This window comes from Serinicoccus hydrothermalis (assembly GCF_001685415.1).
Classification (GTDB): domain Bacteria; phylum Actinomycetota; class Actinomycetes; order Actinomycetales; family Dermatophilaceae; genus Ornithinicoccus; species Ornithinicoccus hydrothermalis.
Genome location: NZ_CP014989.1, coordinates 814,610 through 833,739, shown reverse-complemented (window position 1 = coordinate 833,739; position 19,130 = coordinate 814,610). Strand labels below are relative to the sequence as shown.

Annotated in this window: 11 protein-coding genes; 6 read left to right on the top strand and 5 right to left on the bottom strand. The window is 71.8% G+C overall.

Features of this window, described 5'->3' with window-relative positions; genetic code table 11:
- Positions 1 to 77 precede the first annotated feature (77 nt).
- The 3 genes from SGUI_RS03955 to SGUI_RS03945 form a co-directional block, all read right to left on the bottom strand.
- Positions 78 to 1,016, bottom strand: coding sequence for a carbohydrate ABC transporter permease (locus SGUI_RS03955; protein WP_066636585.1), 939 nt, complete (start codon positions 1,014 to 1,016; stop codon positions 78 to 80).
- Entirely contained in the window at positions 1,013 to 1,993 is a 981-nt protein-coding gene (locus tag SGUI_RS03950) for a carbohydrate ABC transporter permease (protein ID WP_066636584.1), read from the bottom strand. The genes SGUI_RS03955 and SGUI_RS03950 overlap by 4 nt, the downstream gene beginning before the upstream one ends.
- Positions 1,994 to 2,079: 86 nt before the next feature.
- Positions 2,080 to 3,423 carry an ABC transporter substrate-binding protein gene (locus tag SGUI_RS03945; RefSeq protein ID WP_237141447.1) on the bottom strand — a complete coding sequence of 448 codons (1,344 nt, stop codon included), beginning with the start codon at positions 3,421 to 3,423 and terminating at the stop codon, positions 2,080 to 2,082.
- A 281-nt stretch (positions 3,424 to 3,704) separates the two neighbouring features.
- Between SGUI_RS03945 and icmF the strand changes: the two genes are divergently transcribed.
- The 4 genes from icmF to betT all read left to right on the top strand — a co-directional run bounded on the left by icmF (position 3,705) and on the right by betT (position 12,515).
- Complete coding sequence (gene icmF / locus SGUI_RS03940; protein WP_418314009.1) at positions 3,705 to 6,980, top strand: fused isobutyryl-CoA mutase/GTPase IcmF; 3,276 nt, start codon at positions 3,705 to 3,707, stop codon at positions 6,978 to 6,980.
- Between the two features lie 230 nt (positions 6,981 to 7,210).
- The gene (locus SGUI_RS03935) at positions 7,211 to 8,731 is read left to right on the top strand and encodes an aldehyde dehydrogenase family protein (RefSeq protein ID WP_066636575.1); all 1,521 of its coding nucleotides are present in this window, start codon (positions 7,211 to 7,213) and stop codon (positions 8,729 to 8,731) included.
- Positions 8,728 to 10,482 (top strand): choline dehydrogenase, encoded by a 1,755-nt coding sequence (gene betA / locus SGUI_RS03930; protein WP_066636572.1) that lies wholly within the window; start codon positions 8,728 to 8,730, stop codon positions 10,480 to 10,482. Before SGUI_RS03935 ends, betA begins: the two co-directional genes overlap by 4 nt.
- Positions 10,479 to 12,515: a choline BCCT transporter BetT gene (gene betT, locus SGUI_RS03925; protein WP_066636567.1), complete on the top strand. Its 2,037-nt coding sequence runs from the start codon at positions 10,479 to 10,481 to the stop codon at positions 12,513 to 12,515. Before betA ends, betT begins: the two co-directional genes overlap by 4 nt.
- Positions 12,516 to 12,582: 67 nt before the next feature.
- Here the strand turns inward: betT and SGUI_RS03920 are convergent, their stop codons facing one another.
- On the bottom strand, positions 12,583 to 13,170 hold the full coding sequence (locus tag SGUI_RS03920) for a TIGR03086 family metal-binding protein (protein WP_083190479.1): 588 nt from the start codon (positions 13,168 to 13,170) through the stop codon (positions 12,583 to 12,585).
- Between the two features lie 43 nt (positions 13,171 to 13,213).
- Complete coding sequence (locus tag SGUI_RS03915) at positions 13,214 to 14,731, bottom strand: DEAD/DEAH box helicase (protein ID WP_066636563.1); 1,518 nt, start codon at positions 14,729 to 14,731, stop codon at positions 13,214 to 13,216.
- Positions 14,732 to 14,893: 162 nt separating this feature from the next.
- On the opposite strand from SGUI_RS03915, the gene SGUI_RS03910 reads away from it, so the two are divergent.
- The gene (locus tag SGUI_RS03910; protein ID WP_237141446.1) at positions 14,894 to 15,748 is read left to right on the top strand and encodes an alpha/beta fold hydrolase; all 855 of its coding nucleotides are present in this window, start codon (positions 14,894 to 14,896) and stop codon (positions 15,746 to 15,748) included.
- 69 nt (positions 15,749 to 15,817) lie between these two features.
- Positions 15,818 to 19,126 (top strand): DEAD/DEAH box helicase, encoded by a 3,309-nt coding sequence (locus SGUI_RS03905; RefSeq protein ID WP_066636557.1) that lies wholly within the window; start codon positions 15,818 to 15,820, stop codon positions 19,124 to 19,126.
- Positions 19,127 to 19,130: the final 4 nt, after the last annotated feature.

Sequence of the window (19,130 nt, the reverse complement as noted above, 5' to 3'; positions counted from 1 at the left end):
CCGGGGACTCGCCCCGCGCGGCAGCACGAACATCGCCCCCGGGAGGGCCTCCCGGGGGCGATGACCGTGATGGCCGCTCAGCCCTTCACGCCGCCGGCCAGCAGACCACGGACGAAGTAGCGCTGCAGCAGCAGGAAGACGGTCACCGGGACGACCATGGCGACGAAGGCACCGGCCGACAGCAGGTGCCAGGCGGTCCCGCGCGTGCCGGTGAGGTCCGCCAGGCGGACCGTCAGCGGCGCCACCTCCTGCGCCGATCCGAAGACCAGGCCGACGAGCAGGTCGTTCCAGACCCAGAGGAACTGGAAGATCCCGAATGCCGCGATCGCCGGCACGAGCAGGGGCAGCAGCACCTGGAAGAAGATCTTCACGTGCCCCGCCCCGTCGACGCGTGCCGCCTCCACGAGGGACCGGGGGATGTCCATCATGAAGTTGTGCAGGAGGAAGATCGCCAGCGGCAGCGCGAAGATCGTGTGCGAGAGCCAGATCGGCCAGAACGACCCGACGATGCCCCAGTTGTTGTACTGCGTCAGCAGCGGGATCATCGTGATCTGGATCGGGACGATTTGCAGCGCGAAGACCGCGACGAACAGGACGTTGCGGCCCCGGAACTCCAGCCACGCGAAGGCGTAGGCCGCCAGCAGTGCCAGCGTGATCGGGATGATGACGGCGGGCAACGTGATGACGATGGTGTTGATGAAGACATCGATGAAGTTCGTCGAGCCTCCGTAGAGCACCGCGTCGTAGTTGGCCCAGGTCACCTGCGGGTTGCTGAAGAAGGTCCACCATCCCGAGGTGCGGATGTCGATCTCCGGGCGGAAGGAGGTGACGAACAGCCCGAGCGTCGGGATGCTCCACAGCACGGCGATGACGATCGCGATGACGCTGGCCCACGGCGAGGACAGCTTGGTCTTCGCGTCGACCGCACGCTGCTCGGCCTTGGTGAGCTTGCGCGGTGCGGTGCTCTTGGCCGGGGTGGTCCCGGCCTCGTCGGCGGTGTCGGTGCTGATGCTCATCGCTGCTCCTCCGCCAGCTTCATCTGGCGCACGTTGTAGACCACGACCGGGACGACCATGACGAAGAGCAGCACCGCGAGGCTGGCACCGATGCCACCCTCACCGCGCACGAAGCTCCGGGTGTAGAACTCGTTGGCCACGATCGAGGTGTCGAAGTTGCCGCCGGTCATCGTGAAGACGATGTCGAAGACCTTGAGGGTCGCCATCGCGATCGTGGTGATGACGACGACGACGGCCGGACGGATGGACGGGACGGTCACCGAGCGGAACATCTGCCAGTTGCTGACGCCGTCGAGCTTGGCGGCCTCGATGATGTCGTCCGGGATCGCCTTGATCGAGGCCGACAGGATCGTCATCGCGAAGCCCGACTGGATCCAGATCATCACCGCGATGAGGAAGAAGGTGTTCCAGGGCCAGGTGAGCAGGAACTGCTGGCTGTCGAAGCCGAGCCAGACCAGCAGCTGATTGGCCAGGCCCGTCTGGGGCCGGTCGGTGGGCTTGAAGTCGTAGACGAACTTCCAGATGATGCTCGCCCCGACCATCGAGATCGCCATCGGGAGGAAGACCAGGGTCTTGGCGAGCTTCTCGAAGCGGGTCCGGTCCACGAGCACGGCATACACCAGCCCGATCGCCGCCGACAGCAGCGGCACCAGGATCACCCACAGGAAGGTGTTGAGCAGCACGATCCGCAGCGCCGAGTTGCCGAAGACGTCGGCGTAGTTCTGGACACCGACCCAGTCCTGGCCGTTGTCGCTGCGGAACGAGTTCATGATCGTCACGATGGCGGGGTAGACCAGCCCGAAGACGACCAGCAGGGCGGCCGGGCCCAGGAACGCCAGCACCGTGATCCACAGCGGCATCCGAGGGCGGTCGGCGAGGAAGAGCACGAGTGCCATCACTGCGACGAACAGCAGGATTGCGATCCCCATGACGAGGAACTTCTCCACCGGTGTCCCGGTGTTGAGCAAAAACTCCATGGATGAGTCCTTTCCGGCGGGCCGAGAGGCCGCGGACGGCGTTGGGGCGGGCGGTGAGACACCGCCCGCCCCGCGCCGTCAGCGGGTCAGTCCCAGCTGTTCTCGATGGAGTCGAGCACCGACTGGGTGTCCTCGCCGGTGATCCAGTTGGTCATGCCGGTCCAGAAGGACCCGGTGCCGACCGCGGCCGGCATGAGGTCGGAGCCGTCGAACCGGAACTCCGTCGCCTCGTCGGTCAGCAGCTCGTAGGCCAGCTGGTCGATGGGGGACTTCAGGTTGGCCGGGTCGAGGCCGGAGTTGGCCGAGACCCATCCGGGGGCGGAGACCTTCGCCTTGGCGTTGGACCACTCGGGGCTCGCGAGGTAGGCCTGCAGGGCCTGGACCTCAGGACGGTCGGCGAACATCAGCGTGAACTCGCCACCACCCAGCAGCGGCTGCTCGTCGGGGTCGTCGCCCGGCAGGTAGAACGCGAAGACGTCGCCGTCTTCGGCGACGTTGGTACCCTCCGGCCAGTTGGCCTGGTAGAAGGACGCCTGCCGGTGCAGGAAGCACGACCCGTCGAGAATGGGCAGCCCGGCCTCGCCGAAGGGCACGGTGGCGATCGACTCCACGCCACCGAGACCTCCGTTGACCATCTTCTCGTCCTTGAGCACCTGGCCGGCCTGGTCCAGCGCCTCGACGACCTGGTCGTCGTTGAAGGGGATCTCGTGCTCGACCCACTGGTCGTAGGCCTCCGGCCCGGCGGTCCGCAGCATCATGTCTTCCAACCAGTCTGTGGCCGGCCAGCCGGTGGCGTTGCCGGACTCGATGCCAGCGCACCAGGGCTTGGCGTCCGGGTGGTCCGAGGCGATCTGCTCCGAGAGCGCCATGAGGTCGTCCCAGGTCTCGGGGATCTGGTAGCCGTTCTCCTCGAAGGCTCCCGGGGAGTACCACACGAAGGACTTGGCGTTGGCGCCGAGCGGAGCGGCATAGTAGGTGCCGTCGACCGTGCCGTAGCCCTTCCAGGACTCGTTGTAGTACTCGTCGACGTTGGCCTCGGCCTGCTCACCGACCGGGAAGACCGAGTCCGGGAAGTCGGTGACGAGGCGCTCGACGAGACCGGGCTGGGGGATGTAGGCCATGTCGGGGGCGTTGCCGGACTCGAGCCGCACGGGGAGCTGGGTCTCGAACTGGCGGGAGCCCTCGTACTCCACCGTCACGCCGGTGCAGTCCTCAAAGGGGATGAAGGCGTCGATGTGGGACTGGTCCTCGGGGGAGACGATCGAGGTGTAGACGCTCACGCTCGTCCCCTCGAGGTCGCCGTACTCCTGGTAGGGCTCGCAGGCGACGTCGACCGACGACAGGGCCTCGTCGACGTCGTCGCCGCCGGAACCCTCGCCGCCGCCGCAGGCGGCCAACGTGACCCCCGCCAGGCCGAGGGTCGCTGCCATCGCCAGCCGGCGAGTAGTGCTTCTGCGCATCGTCGCGCGTCCTTTCTGAAGAACTTTCCCGCATCCCTGATCGTGGGGACGTGGGCACGGTCCTCTATCGCAGCACCCCTACCTGCCCGGCATCAAGCATTCACGGTTACGTAACGGTAACGATCTCCTCCGCTCCGAGATGAGGCCTGAGACCGGCAGGTCGGGAGGCGTATGTTGACGGGCGCGTCAAGCACGGTGCCGCGGTCGACTACCATCGAGGGGCAGGCCCGCACTCGAGGAGGAGAGCACCGGTGAAGAACGACCAGAGCGCAGCGACGGCGACCGAGGCCGGGGGCGGCAGGCCCGCGCTGCGCACCCCCGAGAACCCGGTCCGGATCGTCACGGCCGCGAGCCTCTTCGACGGGCATGACGCGTCGATCAACATCATGCGGCGGATCATGCAGAGCCAGGGCGCCGAGGTGATCCACCTCGGGCACAACCGCTCGGTCGCCGAGGTCGTCGAGGCGGTCCTCGACGAGGACGCCAGCGCCGTCGCCGTCTCCTCCTACCAGGGCGGCCACGTGGAGTACTTCGAGTACCTCGTCGACCAGCTGCGGCAGGCCGGCGCGGGCCACGTCACGGTCGTCGGCGGGGGTGGTGGCGTCATCGTCGCCGAGGAGATCGCCCGGCTGCGCGAGGCCGGCGTGACGATCTTCTCCCCGGAGGACGGGCAGCGGCTCGGCCTGCCGGGCATGATCAACCAGGTCATCACCGAGGCCGACGCCGATCTGTGGGAGGTCGGCGCCGCCGACGTCGAGGCCGTGCTGGCGGGGGAGCGGACCGCGGTCGCCCGCGCGATCACGGGTGCCGAGCTGGGCTCGCTCCCGGCCGCCGACCGCGAGCGGTATGCCGCGGCGGCGCAGGAGAGCGCCACGCCGGTGCTCGGGATCACCGGCACCGGCGGGTCGGGCAAGAGCTCGCTCACCGACGAGCTGGTCCGCCGCTTCCGGATCGACCAGGGCGACCGGCTGCGGATCGGGATCATCGCCATCGACCCGACCCGGCGCAAGGGCGGCGGCGCGCTGCTCGGCGACCGGATCCGGATGGGCGCCATCGGAGGGGACCAGGCCATGTTCCGGTCCATGGCCACCCGCGGGGAGTCCGAGGTGCCCGAGGCGCTCCCGGCGGCGATCGACATCCTCAAGGCGGCCGGCTTCGACCTCGTCGTCGTGGAGACGCCGGGCATCGGCCAGGGAGACGCCGGCATCGTGCCCTACGTCGACACCTCGCTCTACGTCATGACGCCGGAGTTCGGTGCCGCCAGCCAGCTCGAGAAGATCGACATGCTCGACTTCGCCGACGTCGTGGCCATCAACAAGTTCGAGCGGCGCGGCGCCATGGACGCGCTGCGCGACGTCGGCCGCCAGCTGGTGCGCAACCGGGAGGCCTTCGGCCAGCGCCCCGAGGACATGCCGGTCTTCGGCACCTCGGCGGCGACCTTCAACGACGACGGGGTCACCGCGCTCTACCAGGCGCTGCGCGACCAGCTCGCCGACGACGGGCTCGAGGTCGGCGAGGGCACGCTGCCGCCGGTCGACGTGCGGCACAGCTCGATGATCCGGCAGGTCGTCCCGCCGAAGCGGGTGCGCTACCTCGCCGAGATCGCCGACACCCTGCGCGGCTACCACGACGACACCGAGCGGTATGCCCTCGCCGCCCGCCGCGTCGAGCGCCTCGCCGCCGTCGACGACGAGCTGGCGGCCGCCGGGAGGACCGACCACGGCGTCGACGACCTCCTGGCCGAGGCGCGCCGGGAGCTGCCGGTCGAGGTCGAGGAGATGATCGAGGGCTGGCCCGCGCGGGTCGAGGCATACTCCGGCGAGGAGCAGGTGGTCACGGTCCGGGACCGCGAGATCCACACGCAGCTGACCAAGGAGTCGCTCTCCGGAAACCGCATACCCCGCGTCGCCCTGCCGACCTACGACGAGGCCGGGGCGCTCGTGCGCTTCTGGCGCCGGGAGAACCTGCCCGGCTTCTTCCCCTACACGGCCGGTGTCTTCGCCTTCAAGCGCGACAACGAGGACCCGGCGCGGATGTTCGCGGGCGAGGGCGACCCGTTCCGGACCAACCGGCGCTTCAAGCTGCTCTCCGAGGGCCAGCCCGCGACCCGGCTGTCGACCGCCTTCGACTCGGTGACGCTCTACGGCCACGACCCGGAGCAGCGCCCGGACATCTACGGCAAGGTCGGGACCTCCGGGGTCTCGATCGCGACGCTGGACGACATGAAGGCGCTCTACGACGGCTTCAACCTCGTGGACCCGACGACCTCGGTCTCGATGACCATCAACGGCCCGGCGCCGACCGTGCTCGCCTTCTTCCTCAACACCGCGATCGACCAGCAGGTCGACGCCTTCCGGGAGAAGGAGGGGCGCGAGCCCTCCGGCGCCGAGGCGCAGGAGCTGCGGGAGTATGCCCTGCAGAACGTCCGCGGGACGGTGCAGGCGGACATCCTCAAGGAGGACCAGGGGCAGAACACCTGCCTGTTCACCACCGAGTTCTCGCTGCGGATGATGGGCGACGTCCAGGAGTGGTTCATCGAGCAGGGCGTGCGCAACTTCTACTCGGTGTCCATCTCGGGCTACCACATCGCCGAGGCCGGGGCGAACCCCATCAGCCAGCTCGCCTTCACCCTCGCCAACGGCTTCACCTACGTCGAGTCCTACCTCGCCCGCGGGATGGACATCAACGCCTTCGCGCCGAACCTGTCCTTCTTCTTCTCCAACGGGATGGACGCGGAGTACTCCGTCATCGGGCGGGTGGCCCGGCGGATCTGGGCGGTCGCCATGCGGGAGCGCTACGGCGCCAACGAGCGCAGCCAGAAGCTGAAGTACCACGTCCAGACGTCGGGGCGCTCGCTGCACGCGCAGGAGATGGACTTCAACGACATCCGCACCACGCTCCAGGCGCTCATCGCGATCTACGACAACGCCAACTCGCTGCACACCAACGCCTACGACGAGGCGGTGACCACCCCGAGCGGGGAGTCGGTGCGCCGGGCGCTGGCGATCCAGCTCATCATCAACAAGGAGTGGGGCCTGGCGATGAACGAGAACCCCAACCAGGGGTCGTTCATCATCGAGGCGCTCACCGACCTCGTCGAGGAGGCGGTGCTCGCCGAGTTCGACCGGATCAGCGAGCGCGGCGGGGTGCTGGGCGCCATGGAGACCGGCTACCAGCGCGGCAAGATCCAGGACGAGTCGCTGCTCTACGAGCACCGCAAGCACGACGGCACGCTGCCGATCATCGGCGTCAACACCTTCCGCCGGCCGGAGTCCGAGCGCGAGGAGGTCGAGGTCGAGCTGGCCCGGGCCACCGAGCACGAGAAGCAGTCGCAGCTGGACCGGGTGCAGGCATACCAGGAGGAGCACCGCGAGGAGGCGCAGGAGGCGCTGGCCCGGCTCAAGGAGGCCGCGATGGCCGGCGACAACGTCTTCGCCGTCCTCATGGACGCCGCCCGCGTGTGCTCGCTCGGCCAGATCACCGAGGCCTTCTTCGAGGTCGGGGGCCAGTACCGCCGCAACGTCTGAGTCACCCCTCGCGACTCCTGCGCAGAAGGTGTTCCTCTGCGGTGATGCATCCCCGCAGAGGAACACCTTCCGGGTATGAGTGCGGCCGGCTCCCGGCGTGACCACCCGCATACCTGCCCCCCACCCGAGGAGGATCGGTGCAGCCGCACGGATCCTCACCGCATACCCGTGCCACGAGGCGCGCCACCGGCTCTAAGGTAGGCCGACGGTCCACGACGTAAGGAGAGGCGATGCCCACGCTCTACATCGACGGACGGTGGCGGAGCACCGCCTCGGGCCGGACCCGGGAGATCATCTGCCCGGCCGACCGGCAGGTGGTCGCGACGGTCGACGAGGCGGACGCCTCGGACGCCGAGGCCGCGATCGCGGCGGCCCGTGCCGCCTACGACACCGGCGGCTGGCCGCAGACCCCGACCCCGGAGCGGGCCGCGGTCGTGCGCGGGGTCGCCGACCTGCTCGAGGCCGAGCTGGAGGACGTGGCGCGGCTGGAGTCGCTCGACACCGGCAAGCGGCTGGCGGAGAGCAGGATCGACATGCAGGACATCATCGGCGTGTTCCGGCACTTCGCTGACCTCGTGCAGTCCGAGGCCGGCCGGGTGGTGGACACGGGTATGCCCGGCGTCTCCTCCCGGGTGGTCCACGAGCCGGTCGGCGTGTGCTCGCTCATCACGCCGTGGAACTTCCCGCTGCTGCAGACCTCGTGGAAGGTGGCACCCGCGGTCGCGGCCGGCAACACCTTCGTGCTCAAGCCCAGCGAGCTCACCCCGCAGACGTCGATCTGGCTGCTCGGCGCGCTGGAGCGCGCGGGCCTGCCCGCCGGGGTCGGCAACCTCCTCACGGGCACCGGCGCCGACGTCGGCCCGACCCTGACCGAGCACCCCGACGTCGACCTGGTGTCCTTCACCGGGGGTGTCGTGACCGGCCGCACGATCATGGCGGCCGCGGCGCCCACGGTGAAGCGGGTCGCCCTCGAGCTCGGCGGCAAGAACCCCAACGTGGTCTTCGCCGACGCCGACCTCCCCGCCGCCATCGACAACGCGCTCACCGCGATCTTCCTCGACTCCGGCCAGGTCTGCTCCGCGGGTGCCCGGCTCATCGTCGAGGAGAGCGTCCACGACGAGGTCGTCGACGAGCTGGTGCGGCGGGCCGAGCGGATCCGGATGGGAGGACCCTTCGACGAGGACGCCGAGACCGGGCCGCTCATCAGCGACGCGCACCGCGACAAGGTCGCCGCCTACGTCGAGGCGGCGCGCGCCGAGGGCGCCGTGGTGCGCTGCGGCGGCGAGATCCCCGGCGGTGCGCTGGAGGACGGCTGCTTCTACCCGCCGACGATCCTCGACGGCTGCACCAGCGACATGTCCTGCGTCCAGGAGGAGTCCTTCGGGCCGGTGCTCACGGTGGAGACCTTCTCGGGGACCGACCGGGACGCGGCCGAGGACGCCGCCGTCGCGCTCGCCAACGACACCATCTACGGCCTCGCCGGCGCGGTGTGGACGCAGGACGCCGGCCGGGCCGAGCGGGTCGCCGGCCGGCTGCGGCACGGCACGATCTGGATCAATGACTACCACCCCTACGTGCCGCAGGCCGAGTGGGGCGGGATGAAGCAGTCGGGCATCGGGCGCGAGCTCGGCGTGGCCGGGCTGCACGAGTACCTCGAGACCAAGCACATCTGGCACAACACCCGACCGGCCGTGGCCGACTGGTTCGACCGGCACGAGCAGGAGAGCACCGACACCGAGGAGCAGGCATGAGGGCGCGCTACGACTACGTGATCGTCGGAGGCGGCTCGGCCGGGTCGGCCCTGGCCAACCGGCTGTCGGCCGACGAGAGCACCACCGTGCTCGTCCTCGAGGCCGGCCGCGCCGACTTCCTCGTGGACCCGCTCATCCACATGCCGGCCGCGCTGATGTTCCCCTCCGGCAACCCGCTCTACGACTGGGCCTACGAGACCGACCCCGAGCCGCACATGGGCGGGCGCAAGGTGCCGCACGCCCGCGGCAAGGTCCTCGGCGGGTCCTCCTCGATCAACGGCATGATCTTCCAGCGCGGCAACGCCGGCGACTACGACAAGTGGGCGAGCTTCGAGGGGATGCAGGACTGGGACTACGCCCACTGCCTGCCCTACTTCAAGCGGATGGAGACCTGTGTCGCCGGTGCGGACGCCTGGCGCGGCGGCTCCGGCCCGCTGAAGATGGAGCGCGGCCCGGCCTCCAGCCCGCTCTTCCAGGCGTTCTTCGAGGCCACCGGCCAGGCGGGCTACTCCCGGACCGACGACGTCAACGGCTACCGCCAGGAGGGCTTCGCGCCCTTCGACCGCAACGTCTACCGGGGCAGCCGCCTGTCCGCGTCCCGGGCATACCTGCGACCGGTCCGGGACCGCAAGAACCTCGACGTCGCCACCCTCGCCATGGCCACCGGGCTGCGGTGGTCGGGCAACCGGGTCACCGGCGTCGACGTCGTGCGCCCGGGACGCCGGCACCAGTCGGTCGAGGCCGGTGAGGTGATCCTCTGCGGCGGTGCCTTCAACTCCCCGCAGCTGCTGCAGCTCTCCGGGGTCGGCGACCCCGAGGTGCTGCGCGCGGCCGGTGTCGAGCCGCGGGTCGAGCTGCCCGGCGTCGGGGAGAACCTGCAGGACCACCTCGAGGTCTACCTGCAGCACACCAGCCTGCAGCCGGTGTCCATCGCGCCCTGGCTCAAGAAGTGGAAGGCCCCGTGGATCGGGGCGCAGTGGCTCTTCTTCGACAGCGGCGTGGGTGCGAGCAACCACTTCGAGGCCGGCGGCTTCATCCGCACCAACGACGAGGTGGCCTACCCCAATCTCATGTTCCACTTCCTGCCGATCGCGGTCCGCTACGACGGGACGGCGCCCGAGGGCAAGCACGGCTTCCAGGTGCACATCGGGCCGATGAACTCCGACGTGCGCGGACGGGTGCGGATCACCGACGCCGACCCCTTCCACCACCCTTCGATCCTCTTCAACTACCTGTCCACCGAGAACGACCGGCGCGAGTGGGTCGAGGTGATCCGGGCCGCCCGGCACATCCTGTCCCAGCCCGCCTTCGCCGCCTTCGACGGCGGCGAGATCTCGCCCGGGCCGTCTGTCGACAGCGACCAGGAGATCATCGACTGGGTCGCGCAGGACGCGGAGACGGCGCTGCACCCGTCCTGCTCGGCGAAGATGGGTGTGGACGACATGGCGGTCGTCGACCCCGGGTCGATGCGGGTGCACGGGACCGAGGGTCTGCGCGTCGTGGACGCCTCGGTCTTCCCCACGATCACCAACGGCAACATCTACGCCCCCGTGATGATGGTCGCCGAGAAGGCGGCCGACCTCATCGCCGGCAACACCCCGCTGGCACCGGAGCACCCGCCGGTCTTCCGCGCCGGCGAGGGTATGCCCCTGTACCCGCCGGGCGATCCCCGCAACGAGGCGTGGGACACCCGTGCGGAGGTGCCGAGCGCGGCGCGCGCCATGGCCCCGCACGAGAAGGAGACCTCATGAGCACGATGTCTGACACCGCACCGGAGGCGCTCGCGCCGCCGGCGCAGCCGCGCACCAAGTGGACCGTGCTCGCGGTCGCCGGTGCGGTCGTCGTGGCGGTGGCGCTCTGGGCGCTCATCGCCCCCGAGCAGTCCTCCACGGTGCTGGGCGTCGTGGTCGGCTGGACCTCGCAGTGGTTCGGCTGGTTCTACATCGCCCTGGCCACCGTGATCCTCATCTTCGTCCTCTACCTCGGCGTCCGGCACTCCCGGGTGCGGCTGGGCCAGGAGGACGACCGGCCGGAGTTCTCGACCTTCGCCTGGGCCTCGATGCTCTTCGCCGCGGGCATCGGCACCGACGTGATGTTCTACGCCGTCGCCGAGCCCGCCTCGCAGTACCTCTACCCCCCGCAGGGGGAGGGCGGCACCCTGGAGGCGGCCCGCGAGGCGACGGTCTGGACGCTGTTCCACTACGGCATCACCGGCTGGGGCATGTATGCCCTCATGGGCATCGCCCTGGGCTACTACGCGCACCGCCTGGGCCTGCCGCTCGCCGTCCGCTCCACCCTCTACCCGCTCATCGGCAAGCGGGTGAAGGGCCCGATCGGCGACGCGGTCGACATCGCCACGGTCATCGGCACGATCTTCGGTGTCGCGACCTCGCTCGGGATCGGCGTGGTCATGCTCAACGTGGGCCTCGACGTGCTCTTCGGCGTCGACCAGGGCATACCCGCGCAGATCGGGCTGGTCGTCCTCGCCATCCTCGTGGCCACGATCTCGGCCACGACGGGCGTCGACAAGGGCATCCGGCTGCTCAGCCAGCTCAACGTGCTGCTGGCGATCGGCCTGGCCGGCTGGGTGCTCGTCACCGGCGAGACGGCCTTCCTGCTCCGCGGGATGATGATGAACGTCGGCGACTTCGTCTCGATGTTCCCCGGGATGACCATGGACACGATGGCCTTCGACCACCCGGCCGACTGGATGAGTGCGTGGACCCTCTTCTTCTGGGCCTGGTGGATCGCCTGGGCGTCGTTCGTCGGGATGTTCCTGGCCCGGATCTCCAAGGGCCGGACCATCGGGCAGTTCGTGCTCGGGACCATGACGATCCCGTTCAGCTACATCGTCATGTGGGTGTCCATCTTCGGCAACAGCGCGGTGGAGCAGATCCGCAGCGGCGACGCGGCCTTCGGCGAGGCCGCGGTCAACACCCCGGAGCTGGGGTTCTTCACCCTGCTGCAGGAGTACCCGCTCGGGCTCGCGGTGGTGGCGCTGGCGACCTTCGTCGGGCTGCTCTTCTACGTCACCTCCGCCGACTCCGGGGCGCTGGTCATGGCCAACCTCTCCTCCGAGCTGCCCAGCGGGGAGGACGACGCCCGGCCGTGGCTGCGGATCCTGTGGTCGGTCGCCACCGGTGTGCTGACCATCGCGATGCTGCTCGTCGGCGGCATACCCGCGCTGCAGAGCGCGACGATCATCATGGGCCTGCCCTTCGCCTTCGTCATCGTCGCCGTGATGATCGGGCTGCACCGCGCGCTGGAGTCCGAGCGCACCCGCGAGGGCGCGTTGCAGAGCTCGCTGACCACCTCGCTCATCGGACGCGAGGAGTCCGGGGTCCCGTGGCGGCTGCGCCTCGCCCGGACCTTCGGCACGGTCTCGGTGCAGCAGGCCCAGGAGCGGATGAGCACCGTCGTCGTGCCCGCGCTGGAGTCGGTGCGCGAGGCGCTGGCCGAGCAGGGCGTCGAGGCCGAGGTGGTCCTCAGCGACGTCGCCCCGGACGCCCGCGTGGTCCAGACCGCGACCCTGCAGGTGCCCGGCTCGGGCGACCAGGTCGGGTTCAGCTACCCCGTGCAGATCCGCCGCTCCCCGGCGCCGGCCTTCGGGACGCGCTCGCTGGACGCCCACGACCGCACCACCCGCCTGCAGGTGGCGCAGCCGATCGTCGGCGGCTACGACCTCATGGGCTACGACGCCGAGGACGTCTGCCACGACGTGCTCGACCACTACGAGCGCTGGGCGGCGAGCTCGGTGATGGTCGCCGAGGAGCGCCAGCAGTAGCGGCGGCAGCGGGCGGGCGGCGCCGTCAGCGGCGCCGTCCGCCCGAGGTCGTCGCCGGGTGTCGCCCTCAGCTGCCCGGGTCGCGGCCCAGCCAGGCGATGAGGGTCGTGGTGTCGTCGGCGTCTGCGGGCACCGGCACCGGGGCGGCGAAACCGGCTGCTCCGCGCAGCACCTCCTCGGGCACCCCGTCGCACATGGCGACCACGTGTGCCAGGAGCTCCCCCGGGAGCTGCAGCCGTTGACCGGTCGCGTGCGCGAGGTCCCAGGAGTGCACGGCCAGGTCCGAGACGGGGAAGGCCAGCGCCTGCGCGAGCGTGCCCCTGCCCCAGGGGGTGTCCGCCGTGCGGGTGGGGTCGACCTCGCTCATCGCCTCGCGCGCCGGTCCGGCGACCGCCGCGAGCGCCGACACCAGGTCACCGGTGACCGGCTCGTCCTCACGCGTGAAGGGCTCGTCGCGTACGAGCGCCGGGATCTTGACCAGCGTCTGGACCACGTGGCCCACGAGGTCACGCACGGTCCACGCGGCGCACGGGGTGGGATCTGCCCAGCGCGACCGCGGCGCCGCGGCGAGGGTCCGCTCGAACAGGTCGCACGCCGTGACGAACGCGGTGTCGATCGCGGGTGCGGGACCGACGGTGATGGGGGCTGTCGCCATGGCGGAGACAGTACGCGAGCGCAGCACCCGCCCGCAGGTGTCGTCAGCGGCGCCGCCCGCCCCCGCTGGAGGTCGAGAAGGCGACGATCGAGCCGCCCGAGGTCTGCTGCCGGCCCGCACCCTGGCGACGCCGCCCTTGGCCCTGACCGGCGCCGCGCTGGCCGCCGCCGTTCCGGCCCTGCTGACCGCCGCCGCGCTGGCCGCCGCCCTGACGCTGGCTGCCGCCGCCGCGCTGCTGGCCGCCGCCACGCTTGGACCCGCCGCCCTGACGCTGCTGGCCGCCGCCACGGCGCTGCTGGCCGCCACCACCGGCGGTGCCCTTGGCCCGGCCCTGACCCTGGCGCCCGCCGCCCTGGTCGGGAGCCTCGACGGTCAGGCCGCCGGGGACGAGGACCCGCTCGCCCGGCGCGAGCTCGCTGAGGATGGGGTGGGCCGCGTCGGCGCGGGTGGTGGTGGGCTTGATCCCGGCCGCCTTGGTCAGCGAGCGGACGTCGCGCACCTGCTCGTCGGTCATGAGGGTGACGACGGTGCCGCCCGCCCCGGCGCGCGCGGTGCGTCCCGAGCGGTGCAGGTATGCCTTGTGCTCGACCGGCGGGTCGGCGTGCACCACGAGCGAGACGTCGTCGACGTGGATGCCGCGGGCGGCGATGTCGGTGGCCACGAGCGTGGAGGCCCGCCCGGAGTGGAAGGCGTCGAGGTTGCGCGTCCGGGCGTTCTGGGCCAGGTTGCCGTGCAGCTCGACGGTCGGCACACCGGCGCCGTTGAGCTGCTTGGCCAGCTTCTTGGCGCCGTGCTTGGTGCGGGTGAAGACGACGGTGCGGCCCGGGGCCGAGCCCAGGTCGGTGAGGACGGCCAGCCGCTGCCCGGCGTCGATGTGCAGCACGTGGTGCTCCATCGCCTCCACCGGGGACTGCGCGGAGTCGGCGTGGTGCGTCACCGGGTCCTGGAGGTAGCGCCGGGCGATGACGTCCACCCCGGAGTCGAGGGTCGCGGAGAAGAGCATCCGCTGACCGCGTCGCGGCGTGCGGTCGAGCAGCCGCTTGACCACCGGCAGGAAGCCGAGGTCGGCCATGTGGTCGGCCTCGTCGAGGACGGTGACCTCGATGCCGGACAGGTCGGCATGGCCCTGGCCGATGAGGTCCTCGAGGCGTCCCGGGCAGGCGACGACGACGTCGACGCCGGCCTGCAGGGCGCGCACCTGCGGGTTCTGGCCGACACCGCCGAAGATCGTCACGTGCGTCAGGCCGGCCTGCGCGGCGAGCGGCTCCAGCGAGGAGGCGATCTGCCCGGCGAGCTCGCGCGTCGGCGCGAGGATCAGCGCGCGCGGCAGGCGCCCGCGCCGGCGTGCGGCGGAGGGGTCGGCGAGCAGCCGCGCCACCACGGGGAGCAGGAAGGCATACGTCTTGCCGGAGCCGGTGCGGCCCCGGCCGAGGACGTCGCGTCCGGCGAGGGAGTCGGGCAGCGTGGCCGCCTGGATGGGGGTGGGCACGGTGATGCCGCGCGCCGCCAGGACGTCGGACAGGGAGGAGGGCACGCCGAGGTCGGCGAAGGAAGAGGTCACGGGGATCTTTCGGGACGGATACGGTGTCCCACCCGGCGCGCAGGTCGCCTGCGCGTCCGTGGCGGCCGGTGGCCGCGAGATCGGGCACCCCGAGGTGAGACGGTGCGGGGTGCTGGTCCAGTCTAACGCAGACGGGCCCGTCCACCCGCCATGATGGTGGGCATGGACAGCAACGGCGGCCGGGTCGCGCACCTCACCCACGACGGTCTGCGGTTCGAGGCGGTGCTCGGTGGCGACCCCGCGGGGGAGCCGGTGGTGCTGCTCCACGGCTTCCCGCAGGACGCGAGCGCCTGGGACGGCGTCGCCGGCCTGCTGCACCAGGAGGGGCTGCGCACCCTCGCGCCGCACCAGCGCGGCTACCTCCCGGGGGCGGCGCCGACGCAGGTCTCGGCCTACCGGCTGGAGGCCCTCGTGGGGGACGTGCTCGCGTGGCTGGACGACCAGGACCTGGCGCGGGCGCACGTCGTCGGCCACGACTGGGGCGGGGCGGTCGCCTGGGCGCTCGCGGCGTGGCACCCGGAGCGGGTCTCGACGCTCACGGTGCTCTCCACCTCCCACCCGGCCGCCCTCGCCTGGGCGGTGCGGCACGGCGACCAGGCCCGCCGCAGCTGGTACATCGCGGGCTTCCAGGTGCCCCGGCTCCCCGAGCTCGCCCTGGCGCGGATGCTGCGCCGCGGCGGCCTGGCCCGCACCGGTCTGCCGGCGGCCGACGGCAAACGGTATGCCGCCCGCCTGCCCGACGCGGCCAGCCTGCGCGGGCCGGTGAACTGGTACCGCGCCGCGGCCGCCCGGGGCGGGCGCCGGGTCGGGGCGGTCGGCGTGCCCACGGCATACCTCTGGGGTGCCCGCGACCCCTTCCTGGGCCGCGCGGCGGCGGAACGGACCGAGGCGCACGTGTCCGGCGACTACCGGTTCGTCGAGCTGCAGGCCGGGCACTGGCTGCTCGAGACCCGGGCCGACGAGGTCGCCGCAGCGGTCCTCGGCGCGGTGCGCGGTCGCGGGCACCGAGGGCACTGACCCGATCCTCGCCCCGCGCCTGTGGACGAGGGGCGTGGTCTGTCGCCGCCTCGTCCTACGCTCGGTGCCATGCCCCCCGACCTGGCCGCCGCGGACTGGGTGCTCCGCGTCGAGGACCAGGACCTGCGGGGCGAGGTGGGCGAGCTGACCTTCGCCCGCGCCCAGGGCTACGCCGACGCCGGCCACGTCCGCACCCTCGTGACCGGGCCGGATGGCTCGGCCCTGGTCGGCACCGTGACCGGGAACCGGGGCCACGTCTACCAGACCGTCGTGCGGATCCACGACCGCGAGGTGATGGTCTGGAGCGGGCAGTGCAGCTGCCCGGTCGGGCAGGACTGCAAGCACGCCGTGGCGATCCTCCTCGCCGCCCGGGCGCAGCTGCGCGGTCGCGGGACGGCGCGAGCAGGCTGGGAGGCGGCGCTGGCGCCCCTCGTGCGGGGCGGGGCGGACCAGGGGACGAGCGTCCCACGGCACCGGCTCGGTCTGCAGGTCTCGCTCACCCAGGGACCGGGCGGGCGGGACGAGCGCACCCGGCTGGGGCTGCAGCCGGTGCGCCCCGGCCGCAGCAAGCCCTGGGTGGGCCAGGGGGTCGGGTGGGACGACCTCACCAACCGCTGGTCCCGGGTGGAGGTGGACCCCCGGCACCGCGCGCTGCTGGGCCAGCTCGCCGCGCTGGGGAAGAGCTCGGGCTTCGGCTACTTCTACTCCTCCGCCAAGGAGCTGCCGCTCGGCGACGTCGGTGCGGTCGCCTGGCCCGTGCTGCGCCAGGTCGTGGACGCAGGCATACCGCTCGTGGGGGGCCCGGGCGTCACCGACGTCGTGCTCGGGGAGGGGAGCGCGCGCGCCGGGCTGGACGTCACCCGCCGGGAGGACGGCGGGCTGCTCGTGCGGGCCCGGGTCGAGGGCCTGGACGAGGCGGGGTCCTCGGGCTCCGTCGACCGGCGCGAGGAGCTCTTCCTCGTCGGCCGTCCGGCCCACGGCCTGGGGCGGGTCGACGGCTCCGGGACGCTCACGTTGCTGCCGCTGGCCGAGGCGGTGCCCGACGTCGTCGTCGCCCTCGTCGAGTCCGGGCGCGCGATGGAGGTCCCCGCCGAAGACGTCCCCCGCTTCCTCAGCGGCTACTACCCGGCGCTGGCCCGCCAGGTGCGGCTGACCTCCAGCGACGGCAGCGTCGTGACCCCGGCCGACCGCCCGCCCCGGCTGCGGCTGGAGGTCACGCCGGAGGCCGGTCACGTCCTGCACCTGCGCTGGACCTTCGCGTATGCCGTGCCCACGGTGGGCGGGAGCGAGGAGGTCGCGGTCGTGGGCCTCGGTCCGGGCGCGGAGGACACCGTCCGGGACGCGGAGGCGGAGCGGCACGCGGTCGAGGAGGTGCTCCCGCTCCTCGAGGGCACCACGGGTCTGGTGGAGCGCGGACGGTCGGGGGAGCCGGCCCTGCGGCCACGGGCCGTGCTCACCGGCATCGGCACCGCGCGCTTCGCCGGCGAGGTCCTGCCTCGGCTCGAGGACGCCGAGCAGGTCGACCTCGTCCTGCACGGCGACCTCGCGACCTACGAGGAGGCCGAGGAGGCCCCCGTCGTGCACCTGAGCACCACCGAGGCGGCCGAGGGCGACTGGTTCGACCTGCACGTCCAGGTCCTGGTGGGGGAGACGGAGATCCCCTTCGACCAGCTCTTCGAGGCGCTCGCCCGGGGGCAGGAGGAGCTGCTGCTGGACTCCGGTCTGTGGATGCGGCTGGACCAGCCCGAGCTGGGCTCCCTGCGCCGGCTCATCGAGGAGGCCCGGGAGCTGGACGACAGCGACCAGGGGGACCCGTCACGGCTGCGGCTCTCGCCCTACCAGGCGGGCTGGTGGGAGGAGCTGGTCGAGCTCGGGGTCGTGCACGACCAGGAGGGCCGGTGGCGCGAGCGCGTCGACGCCCTGCTGGCCCTCGGTGCCGGTGACCGCGGCGTGGTGCAGGCCCCCGCCGCGCTGCAGGCGACCCTGCGGCCCTACCAGCTCGAGGGCTACCGGTGGCTGGCCGGCCTCTGGGACGCGGGGCTCGGCGGGATCCTCGCCGACGACATGGGCCTCGGCAAGACCCTCCAGGCGCTGGCGATGGTGGTCCGCGCCGAGGACCGAGGCGACCTCGCCGGCGGTCCGGTGCTGGTGGTGGCACCGACCAGCGTGGTCGGTGCCTGGGCCGAGCAGGCCGAGCGCTTCGCCCCGCACCTGCGCACCACGGCGATCACCGCGACCCGCCGGCGTCGGGGCACCGACCTCGCGACGGCGATCGGCGCGGCCGACCTCGTCATCACCTCCTACACCCTGCTGCGGCTGGAGGCGGAGGAGTACCGCTCCCTGCCGTGGAGCGCCGCGGTCCTCGACGAGGCGCAGGTGGTGAAGAACCGGCGTTCGGCCACCTACCAGGCGGTGCGGCGGCTCGGCGCTGAGCGGACCCTCGCGATGACGGGCACCCCGCTGGAGAACACCCTCATGGACCTGTGGTCGATGACCTCGTTGGCCGCCCCCGGGCTGTTCTCCCGGCCCGAGACGTTCACCGAGCGCTACCGCAAGCCGATCGAGTCCGGGGCCGCGCCGGTCGAGCTGGACCGCCTGCGCCAGCGGATCCGTCCGTTCATGCTGCGCCGGACCAAGGCCGAGGTCGCCGCCGACCTGCCGGACAAGGTCGAGCAGACGCTCTCGATCGACCTTCACCCGGCGCACCGACGGGTCTACGACCAGCACCTACAGCGGGAGCGGCAACGCGTGCTCGGCCTGCTCGCCGACCTCGACAAGAACCGCATCAAGATCTTCCGGGCGCTCACCCTGCTGCGCCAGCTCGCGCTCGACCCGTCCCTCGTCGACGACGAGCACGCCGGGCTCGCCCGCTCGGCCAAGGTCTCCGCGCTGCTGGAGCAGCTGACCGAGATCGCCGCGGAGGGGCACCGCGCCCTGGTCTTCTCCAGCTTCACCGGCTACCTCGCGCTGGTCCGGACCGCACTGGAGGAGGCGGGCATCGCGTATGCCTACCTCGACGGGCGCACCCGTGACCGTGCGTCCCGCATCGCCGCCTTCCGGGAGGGCGAGGCGCCGGTCTTCCTCATCAGCCTCAAGGCCGGCGGCGTGGGCCTCACGCTGACCGAGGCCGACTACGTCTACGTCCTCGACCCCTGGTGGAACCCCGCCGCCGAGGCGCAGGCCGTGGACCGCACCCACCGCATCGGGCAGCACCGCACGGTCCACGTCTACCGGATGGTCTCCCGCGGCACCATCGAGGAGAAGGTCGTGGCCCTCCAGGAGCGCAAGCGACGCCTGTTCAGCACCGTGGTCGACTCCGGGGAGTTCGCCTCCGGCACCGTCACGGCCCAGGACATCCGCGGCCTGCTCGAGGGGTGAGAGG

Bases quoted from the DNA above. Each gene is read 5' to 3' on its own strand.
- SGUI_RS03905 (WP_066636557.1), top strand. From the start codon at position 15,818: ATGCCCCCCGACCTGGCCGCCGCGGACTGGGTGCTCCGCGTCGAGGAC.
- betA (WP_066636572.1), top strand. From the start codon at position 8,728: ATGAGGGCGCGCTACGACTACGTGATCGTCGGAGGCGGCTCGGCCGGG.
- SGUI_RS03950 (WP_066636584.1), bottom strand. From the start codon at position 1,993: ATGGAGTTTTTGCTCAACACCGGGACACCGGTGGAGAAGTTCCTCGTC.
- SGUI_RS03955 (WP_066636585.1), bottom strand. From the start codon at position 1,016: ATGAGCATCAGCACCGACACCGCCGACGAGGCCGGGACCACCCCGGCC.
- SGUI_RS03935 (WP_066636575.1), top strand. From the start codon at position 7,211: ATGCCCACGCTCTACATCGACGGACGGTGGCGGAGCACCGCCTCGGGC.
- SGUI_RS03920 (WP_083190479.1), bottom strand. From the start codon at position 13,170: ATGGCGACAGCCCCCATCACCGTCGGTCCCGCACCCGCGATCGACACC.
- SGUI_RS03910 (WP_237141446.1), top strand. From the start codon at position 14,894: ATGGACAGCAACGGCGGCCGGGTCGCGCACCTCACCCACGACGGTCTG.
- SGUI_RS03945 (WP_237141447.1), bottom strand. From the start codon at position 3,423: ATGGCAGCGACCCTCGGCCTGGCGGGGGTCACGTTGGCCGCCTGCGGC.
- betT (WP_066636567.1), top strand. From the start codon at position 10,479: ATGAGCACGATGTCTGACACCGCACCGGAGGCGCTCGCGCCGCCGGCG.